Genomic DNA, 8,741 nt, shown 5'->3' on the forward strand with positions numbered 1-8,741 from the left:
CAGCCAGGCAGAGCGGCCACGAGATCGTCATGCAGGTGCCGCTCGAACCGTTCGACTATCCCAAGGTAAATCCGGGACGCAACACGCTGACGGTGGCGGCGAGCGCGGATGAGAACCTGAAAAGCCTGCACTGGGCGCTGTCGCGGACGACCAACTATACCGGCGTCATGAACTATATGGGCGCCCGCTTTTCCGCCGACGCGGCGGCGATGGAGCCGTTCATCGCCGAGCTCGGCAAACGCGGCCTCGCCTATATCGATGACGGCTCGTCGGCTCGCAGCTTGGCGCCGGACCTGGCGCTGAAGGACGGCGTGCCCTTCGTCTCCGGCGACATGGCGATCGATGCCGTGCAGGATCGCGGCGAAATCCTGAAGAAGCTCGACAGCCTGGAGGCGACCGCGCGGGCCAAAGGCACTGCCGTCGGCATCGGTTCGGCCTTCGACCTGACGGTCGATACCGTGTCGTCCTGGGTGGTCGGGGCCAAGAAGCGCGGCATCGAGATCGTGCCGATTTCAGCGGTGGCCATAGACCCGCAAAAAGGCTAGCCATCGTAAGACGGTTGGAAAGACTGACGGATGCAAAAGACAAAAAAAATCGACCGCGAAAAATTGCCTTATCGTCCCTGCGTCGGGCTGATGATCCTCAACGCCGAGGGCCTTGTCTGGGTCGGGCATCGCATCGCAGAACCGGACAGCGAATTCGCCGGCACGACGCAGCTCTGGCAGATGCCGCAGGGCGGCATCGACGAGGGTGAGGAGCCGTTGCAAGCGGCCGAGCGTGAACTCTACGAGGAGACCGGCATGCGGGGCGTCTCGCTGCTGGCCGAAGCGCCGGACTGGATCAACTATGATTTGCCGGACCATCTCGTTGGCATCGCCTTCAAGGGCCGGTATCGCGGCCAGACGCAGAAATGGTTCGCCTTTCGCTTCCACGGCGATGTCAGCGAGATCCAGATCAATCCGCCGCCGGGCGGCCACACCGCCGAGTTCGACAAATGGGCATGGCGGCCTATGCGGGACCTTCCCGACCTGATCGTGCCGTTCAAGCGCCATGTCTATGAGGACGTGGTGGCGGCGTTCCGGCATCTGGTGCAATAGCGCTATACAACAACCGCGGTTGCCGCGCCGGCCCGGCGGTCCTATTGATGTATCCACTAGCACCGCGAAGGGTCGCCATGAACGACGCCCCCCAAAAGTCGCCGCCAGAAGAGGTCACCGCCACAAGCGAAGTGGCGGCTGGGGCCATCCTCACCATCGATCTCGGTGCAATCCGTGAAAACTACCGGCGGCTGAAGGCGCGGTTGGGCGATGTTGCCTGCGCTGGTGTGCTCAAGGCGGACGGCTACGGCGTTGGCGCCGGCCAGGTCGGGGCGGCGCTGCTGCGCGAAGGCTGCGATGTCTTCTTCGTTGCGCTTCTGGGCGAAGGCGTCGCCCTGCGCCGCTCGCTTGGTGCGGGCCCTGCCATTTTCGTGTTGAACGGCATTCCGTCCGGTGCCGAGACGGACGCCGTGGCAGCGGACGTTTGCGCTGTCATCAACAGCCCCGAGCAACTGGCGGCTTGGCGTGTGTCGGCTCGCCGCGCCGGCCGAAAACTGCCGGCCGCAATCCAGGTCGACAGCGGCATGTCGCGGCTCGGCATGGCGCCCCGGGATGTGGAGCGCGTTGCCGCCGATCCGCAGGCCTTCGACGGCATCGACATCCGGTTCGTGATGAGTCATCTGGCCTGCGCCGACGAGCCGGAGCACCCGGCCAATGAGCGGCAGCGATTGGCATTCGAGCAGCTGCGCAAGATGCTGCCGGCGGCACCGGCCTCGCTGACCAATTCCTCCGGCATCTTTCTTGGGGAGCGCTTTCACTACGATCTCGCCCGCCCCGGTGCCGCGCTCTACGGCATCAATCCGACGCCGGCAAAGCCCAATCCGATGCTGCCGGTGGTGCGGTTGCAGGCAAAGGTGGCACAGACGCGCAGCATCGAAAAAGGCGCCGGCGTCGGCTATGGCCACACCTATCAAGCGCAAGGCCCGCTCAGGCTGGCGACGATTTCGTTCGGCTACGCGGATGGCTGGCAGCGCCGGGCCGCGTCGGCTGCGTGGTTCGAGGGCACGCGCCTGCCTTTCCTCGGGCGGGTGTCGATGGATTCGATCATTCTCGACATTTCCGCCCTGCCGGCCGGCAGGTTGCGCGAGGGTGATCTCGTCGAACTGCTCGGTCCCTCGCAAAGTGTCGATGACGCTGCTGGCCATGCCGGCACCATCGGCTACGAGATCCTGACCAGCCTCGGCCCGCGCTTCCATCGGCGCTATGTCGGCAGTTGAGCGGTTTGGCCGCGCTTGACAAGCGGACGCCTGTCGGCAAGGCTCCTTGCATGAGCAACCCAGCTTATGTCAGAACCTTGTTCAGGGTCTGCCCGATCGCGGGATCGTAGCCCCGGCGCGGTCGCCTTTTGGCGTTCGTCCGAACCGGGGCATTTCTACCTGACATCATCATTCCCGAGCCAGACAGCTTCGCGGCTGCCGGCTTTTCATCAAGCCACCGTTTGTGCGGGGGCAGGCGCGCGTCTGTTGGATGCGCCAAGTCATGAGGTTTGCCATGCAACATGCAACAGGATTGCGTCCACCGAGCCGGCTTCTGGTCAGCGATGCCGACCACCACAGGCTGACGGGCCTGGCGCGGGCGTCGCTCGACCGCGTGCCCGAGACGGACGAAGAACTGCTTTCGGAGATGGACCGTGCCTTCGTGACGGCAGCGGCTTCCATGCCGGCCAACGTGGTGCGGATGGGTTCGACGGTGACAATCCGCAACGATGGCGGCCACACCCAGCGCGTCACACTGGTCTATCCCGGCGAAGCAGACATCAGTGAAAACAGGATCTCGGTGCTGACACCGATGGGGACGGCGCTTATCGGCGCGTCGATCGGGCAGACAGTGTGCTGGAGCAGCCGTGGCGGCCGGGAACTGTCGGCGACCATCGAAGCGGTCGATGCGCCGGCCTGCGGTCGGGAAGGGTCCTGATCATGGAGACGGCGATGACAGGCGCGAATTTCCGGCTGACGACGAAGGACTTCGCCGTCCTCGAGATCATGTTGGAGCGTTGGCGGGCTTTCGCGGATCCGATTGTTCCAATGCTTGAAGAGAAGCTTTCCAAAGCCGAGGTCGTCGCGATCGATTCGGTCGGATCCGATATCGTGACGCTGAACAGCAGGCTGGTGTTTCGTGTCGATGCCGGCCCTGCCGAGACCCGGACCTTGGTGCAGAACGAGGTGCGCGGTCCGGTCGGCTCCAGCCTGTCGATCATGACAAGGCGGGGGCTTTGCATGCTCGGCATGGCCGAGGGCCGGACTGCATGGATCGAACAGGCCGACGGCAGGCGGGAGTCGGTCCTGATCGCGACCGTGCTCTACCAGCCGGAGGCCGCGCGGCGTGCCGTCAGGGAGAAATCCCGAGACGAGGCGCGACGGCCGCATGGGCTCACCCTCGTCTACAGCGCCGCAGCCGATTGGCGGCCCCTTGGCGAAAGGGCCGGAATGCGGCAGACAGGGGATGACGACCCCGGTCCCACGGCGGCGTGAACAGGCAACACTGCACGATCCCGAAAGTCGGCATCGATTTTCGCAGGGGATCGTGCGCAAATCGGAAATGCGGCCGCGTCCAGGCGTCCTCAGGACGTGCGGCGGCAAGGAGTGAACGATGAAGATCATGGTGCTGGGCGGCGGCGTCATCGGAGTGACCACGGCGTACTTCCTTGCCGAGGCCGGCCACGAGGTGACGGTTCTCGACCGCCAGAAAGGCCCGGCGCTGGAAACCAGCTTCGCTAATGCCGGCGAGATTTCGCCCGGCTACGCCTCGCCCTGGGCCGGACCCGGCATTCCGCTGAAGGCGATCAAATGGCTGCTGATGAAGCATGGCCCGCTGGTGGTGCGGCCCGCCTTCGACCCGCATATGTGGACATGGCTGATCAAGATGCTGCGCAACTGCACGGCCGAGCGCTATGCGATCAACAAGGCACGCATGGTGCCGCTCGCCGAATACAGCCGCGACACGCTGAAGGCGCTGCGCGAAGCGACCGGCATCGCCTATGACGAGCGCACCCAGGGCACGCTGCAGCTGTTTCGCACGCAAAAGCAGCTCGACGGCACCGGCGGCGACGTCGAGGTGCTGAAGAAGTATGGCGTGCCTTACGAGATCCTCGACCAGGACGGCTGCATCGCGGCTGAGCCTGGCCTTGCCGGGGTGCGCGAAAAGTTCGTCGGCGGCCTCAGGCTGCCGCACGACGAGACCGGCGACTGCAAGATGTTCACCGACAGGCTGGCCGAACTCTGTGTGGCCCGCGGCGTCAAGTTCGAGTACGACGTGACGATCTGGCGCGTCATCCGCAGCCGCAACCGCATCGCCAATCTCAGCACCAGCAAGGGCTGGAAGACCGCCGACGCCTATGTGATGGCGCTGGGCAGTTATTCGGCAGGTTTCATGCGCCGGGTGAAGCGGCCGATCCCGGTCTATCCGGTCAAGGGCTATTCGATCACCGTGCCGATCAAGGACGCCGCCGCGGCACCGGTGTCGACGGTGATGGACGAGACCTACAAGGTGGCGATCACCCGGCTCGGCGACCGCATCCGGGTTGGTGGTACGGCCGAGATTTCCGGCTTCGACCTCAGGCTGCACGAATCGCGGCGGCGCACGCTGGAACACTCGGTTGGCGATCTCTTTCCGGGCGCCGGCGCCATGCGGGACGCGACGTTCTGGTGCGGGCTGCGGCCGATGACGCCGGATGGTCCGCCGCTGATCGGCCGCACCGAGCTTTCCAATCTCTATCTCAACACCGGCCACGGCACGCTCGGCTGGACCATGGCCTGCGGCTCGGGCAAGGTTCTGGCCGACATCATCTCCAGCCGGGTGCCTGACATCGACGTTCGCGACCTCGCGCAGGAGCGCTATCTACGGTAGAGGGTCAGAACGCCTGCCGGACCCAGTCCTCGTCGAAAAGCAGCCGGTAGGCCCACGGAATCGTTACATTGGTGGCGACCGGATTGGAGTGCGCGACATAGTCGTCATAGATCGGCTTCATCCTGGTGTAGAAGGCCGGATCGAGTACCATCATGCCGTTCTCACTGTCGTGGAAGAAGCTGCGGTTGTTGAGATTGACCGACGAGATGGCGACCAACCTTTCGTCGATCATCATGATCTTGGAATGCAGCACCACGTCAGGCGCCTTGAATTCGCGGATGTTGATGCGGTCGCCATATTTCTCGACGAACAGCTTGTTGAGCGCGGTGAGAAACTTGCCGCCGATATCGCCCTTGAGATCGATGCGGCCGACAATGTCGATCCTGACGCCGCGGGCGAGCGCCCGGTCAACAGCCTGGGCAAGCTTGGGCGTCAGGTTGAGGTAGGGATTGACGATCTGGATATGGTGCTGGGCAGCGTCGACCAGTTCGACGAAATAGTCCTCCAGCGCATGGCCGTCCTCGTAGGGCACCGAAATGAAGTGTCGTGCCGTGCCTGACGGGCGGGCGCCGTCGGACCGGACCGGAATCGAGAAGGGGCGCGCCAGATTGGTGTCGGCATCGCGCAGCCACACTGTCGAAAGATGCGCGGCAAGGATCTCGACCGTGGCCGGATCGGCGAACTCGATGTCGAAGTCGCTCCAGTTCGAATAGTAGTTCAGCGAGAGCCCGTCGGTCTTGCCGTATTGCTCAAGATCGGGATAGCGCGACAGATCGATCGGCTGGTGAAACAGGAAGCCGTCATGGATGTTGCGGCCGCCGATGATGGCGCGCGACCGCCGTGGATCATCGGCAAGCGTCGCCAGCATCTTGACGTGATGGACCTTGTGCAATTGTGAAATCTGCTCGTCGATCGGCGCGCCCCGGTCCGCCCGCCAGCGATATTCCTGCAGCTCGACATTGGGGAATTCGGCCGCCAGCCGATGCAGCATGGCGTCGTCCTTGTCGCGCTCCAGCACGTCGGTGACCAGGATGCGCACCTTGGTGCCGAGGGCCGCATGATGACGGATCAGCCGTTCGATGATGCGGCCGGAAAAGTCGGCTTTGAACTCCAGGGACGACAGATAGATCAGCTTCAGCCTTGGCGCCTTGGAGAAGTCGAGCGGCAGCTCCGGGTCGCCCTTGTCGATGGCGCTGTCGGACAGCGGCGCCCCCCCCTCAGCGCCTCGACCTTGGCGTTGAAGCCATCGCGCGATTTGCGCAGCAGGCGCGGCTTTCCGATCGGCAAGGCGCAGGTCTGCGACAGCCAGCGGCTGGCATAGAAGGCGCGGCTGAGCGCATCGAGGCCGGTGGGGTTAGGCGTCGTGCAACGCTCGTAGCGACTGTCGAAGGCGGCGAGAGCCGGATCGGCGGCCTCTTCGCGCCGAATGGTGAGCGGCGCGCCGGCCGGGGCAAGGCTGGAGCGGATCCTTGCCGTGCAGCGGTTCAGGCTGTCACTTGGAAACAGGCTGACCGTGTCGTCCTCGCCGGCCAGGCGAAAACGGAATGCCGTGCCCATGGCGATGGTGCGTGAACCGGCGCCAGCACGGATCGCCAGCGTGCCGTCGCAGATGCCCTCGATGTCGGCCGGTTGCTTGCCGGCCTGGCGCAGCACGATCTCGACGCTGCGTGCCTGCAGGCCCGAGAAATCGAAGACCCTGGGCACTGAGGGCCGCGCCGCCGCATCGATGTAGAGCGTCTGCCGCGACACCCGCCAGCGTCCATCGAAATGGCCCTCGCCGCTGCTGGCGCCGGCTGGCGGCAGATGCGTTTCGGCAACCGGTCCGGCCAGTTTTTGCAGTGTCCGGTAGGTCGCCTGGAAATCGCTGTTGGCGATCTCATGGCGGTCATGGCCGAAAGGGCCGGTGCCGTTGGCGCGGTCCATGGCGCCAAGCTGGTGGTGGGCGAGCAGCGCCAGGAAGCGTTTTTCATAGTCGCTCGTGCCGGCGTCACCGAAAAACTGCGCGGCGGCGATCTGCGGCCCATCTGTCCCGGCCGAGAGCGCGGGTCGCGCGCAAGCGCTCTGGCCCTGCAGCAGGTCGCAGGCATTGCGGCCAGCGCCGGCACAGCCGGCAAGGACAGCCAGCCCGAACAGAACGATGGCGATGGATGCGCGACCCTTCACCCGGCGACTCCGGCCTTCAGGGCGCTCAATTGCGCGGGATCGCGCGGCGGCATGAAGCCCTGCGGGAAGACCTTGCAGACGGGAATGGCGAAGGTGGCGATCAACAGTTCGGCCTCGCCGCGCATTTTGCGTGGCGCTGTCTTGTCGTCACGGATCGCTTTCGCCGAGGCGACCAGGGTGCCGTCGCAGTCGCAATGGTTGTGGCGGGCGATGTAGCAGGCATCATGCACCTGGCAGGCCGCATCGAGTCGGTCGGCCGGCCGGGCCGACAGGTCGCCGGTGCGGGTGCCAAGGCCGCAATAATTGCCGAAGACGAAAGGCGAAGGCCGCGCCATTGCGTAGCGGATCGGCTTGGGCAGTTCGGCTCCCGGGACCTTCGTCCACGGATTGGCGCAAGCCGAAACGAAAAGCAGCGGCAGGATGGCAAGAACGGCTCGCATGTCTATCCGCGCCAGCTTTCTGAAAGATGTCCCTGCGCGCGGCGTCCCCCCACAGCCGGCGACCGCACGCCTGATGCCACACTGGCCGGTTTTGTGGCAAGGAAAAGGCGGCACGGCTACAGCGCATCGCGTTTGATCGGATTCATGCGATGCGCTTTAGCGTCTTTGTTTTATGCATGTCGTTCTCTCAAAACCGAGATCACTTTTGGGCGACATGCATCAGACGAACAGGTTTCGCTCCCGCTCCACCACCTTGGTGATGAAGCTGGCGACGATCTGGACGCGGCGCAGCGGCCTGACCGATTCGTGATAGACCAGCCAGTAGGCGCGGCGGATCGGCGCGACCACATCGACGGATACCAATTCCGGCATCGAGCGGGCGACGAAGGTGTGCAGGATGCCGATGCCGGCGCCCGAGCGCACCGCCTCGGCCTGGCCGAGCGCCGAGGAGATGGCGAAGCTGGTGCGCCAGTCCGTGCTGAATTCGGCGGCATAGTCGAGCGAGGGACTGACGATGAGGTCCGGCACGTAGCCGATCAGCGTGTGCTGGCCGAGCTCGGCGGCGGTGTTGGGCAAGCCATTGGCATCGGCGTAGGCGCGCGAGGCAAACAGGCCGAGCGAGTAGTCGACCAGCTTTCCCGCCACCAGCCGGCCTTCGGTCGGCCGCTCGACGGTGATGGCGATGTCGGCCTCGCGGCGCGACAGCGAGAAGGAGCGCGGCACCGGCACAAGCTGGATCGTCAGCTCGCGGTGCAGGGCGGTTAGTTCGCCAAGGCGCTTGGCCAGGAAGGCGACACCAAAACCGTCGGGCGCACCGATGCGCACCGTGCCGGAAACGTCGTCGCCTTCGCCTGAAATGGTCGAGCGCGCGGCGATCATGTCGCCCTCCATGCGCTCGGCAATGTCGAGAAAACGCTCGCCGGCGGGCGTCAGCTCGCTGCCGGTGGTCAAGCGGCGAAACAGCTTTGTCCGCAGTGCTTCCTCGAGTGCGGCGATGCGGCGTGAGACGGTGGCGTGGTTGAGCTCCAGCCGTTTGGCCGCGCCAAGGATCTGGCCGGCACGCGCCACGGCAAGGAAGATGCGGACGTCATCCCAGTTCATGGGGATGGTCCAGGTGACAATCGCCGCCGTTGCGTTCCGTGGCGCCCCCCTCTGTCCTGCCGGACATCTCCCCCTCAAGGGGGGAGATTGGCAG

The 8,741-nt window shown here is 65.0% G+C and carries 10 protein-coding genes; 6 read left to right on the forward strand and 4 right to left on the reverse strand.

Annotation, left to right across the window (positions count from 1 at the left end; all coding sequences use genetic code 11):
* The 6 genes from EOB49_RS31265 to EOB49_RS31290 form a co-directional block, all read left to right on the forward strand.
* A partial coding sequence (locus tag EOB49_RS31265; protein ID WP_206526166.1) for a divergent polysaccharide deacetylase family protein occupies positions 1 to 545 on the forward strand: 545 nt, incomplete at its 5' end.
* Positions 546 to 575: 30 nt separating this feature from the next.
* Positions 576 to 1,097 carry an RNA pyrophosphohydrolase gene (locus tag EOB49_RS31270; protein WP_127383244.1) on the forward strand — a complete coding sequence of 174 codons (522 nt, stop codon included), beginning with the start codon at positions 576 to 578 and terminating at the stop codon, positions 1,095 to 1,097.
* Between the two features lie 77 nt (positions 1,098 to 1,174).
* Positions 1,175 to 2,314: an alanine racemase gene (gene alr, locus EOB49_RS31275; RefSeq protein WP_127383245.1), complete on the forward strand. Its 1,140-nt coding sequence runs from the start codon at positions 1,175 to 1,177 to the stop codon at positions 2,312 to 2,314.
* A 274-nt stretch (positions 2,315 to 2,588) separates the two neighbouring features.
* The gene (gene rnk / locus EOB49_RS31280; protein WP_127383246.1) at positions 2,589 to 3,011 is read left to right on the forward strand and encodes a nucleoside diphosphate kinase regulator; all 423 of its coding nucleotides are present in this window, start codon (positions 2,589 to 2,591) and stop codon (positions 3,009 to 3,011) included.
* Positions 3,012 to 3,013: 2 nt separating this feature from the next.
* Positions 3,014 to 3,568 (forward strand): nucleoside-diphosphate kinase, encoded by a 555-nt coding sequence (locus tag EOB49_RS31285; protein ID WP_127383247.1) that lies wholly within the window; start codon positions 3,014 to 3,016, stop codon positions 3,566 to 3,568.
* Between the two features lie 118 nt (positions 3,569 to 3,686).
* Positions 3,687 to 4,943: a D-amino acid dehydrogenase gene (locus EOB49_RS31290; protein ID WP_024502886.1), complete on the forward strand. Its 1,257-nt coding sequence runs from the start codon at positions 3,687 to 3,689 to the stop codon at positions 4,941 to 4,943.
* 4 nt (positions 4,944 to 4,947) lie between these two features.
* Here EOB49_RS31290 and EOB49_RS38155 read toward each other — a convergent pair whose 3' ends face one another.
* The 4 genes from EOB49_RS38155 to EOB49_RS31305 all read right to left on the reverse strand — a co-directional run bounded on the left by EOB49_RS38155 (position 4,948) and on the right by EOB49_RS31305 (position 8,647).
* Complete coding sequence (locus EOB49_RS38155; RefSeq protein WP_245472917.1) at positions 4,948 to 5,982, reverse strand: phosphatidylserine/phosphatidylglycerophosphate/cardiolipin synthase family protein; 1,035 nt, start codon at positions 5,980 to 5,982, stop codon at positions 4,948 to 4,950.
* Between the two features lie 95 nt (positions 5,983 to 6,077).
* Entirely contained in the window at positions 6,078 to 7,106 is a 1,029-nt protein-coding gene (locus tag EOB49_RS38160; RefSeq protein WP_245472918.1) for a hypothetical protein, read from the reverse strand.
* On the reverse strand, positions 7,103 to 7,546 hold the full coding sequence (locus EOB49_RS31300; RefSeq protein ID WP_127383248.1) for a hypothetical protein: 444 nt from the start codon (positions 7,544 to 7,546) through the stop codon (positions 7,103 to 7,105). Before EOB49_RS31300 ends, EOB49_RS38160 begins: the two co-directional genes overlap by 4 nt.
* A 219-nt stretch (positions 7,547 to 7,765) precedes the next feature.
* Positions 7,766 to 8,647 carry a LysR family transcriptional regulator gene (locus EOB49_RS31305; protein WP_127383249.1) on the reverse strand — a complete coding sequence of 294 codons (882 nt, stop codon included), beginning with the start codon at positions 8,645 to 8,647 and terminating at the stop codon, positions 7,766 to 7,768.
* Positions 8,648 to 8,741 lie beyond the last annotated feature (94 nt).

It is taken from the genome of Mesorhizobium sp. M7A.F.Ca.MR.148.00.0.0 (genome assembly GCF_003997735.1).
GTDB lineage: Bacteria > Pseudomonadota > Alphaproteobacteria > Rhizobiales > Rhizobiaceae > Mesorhizobium.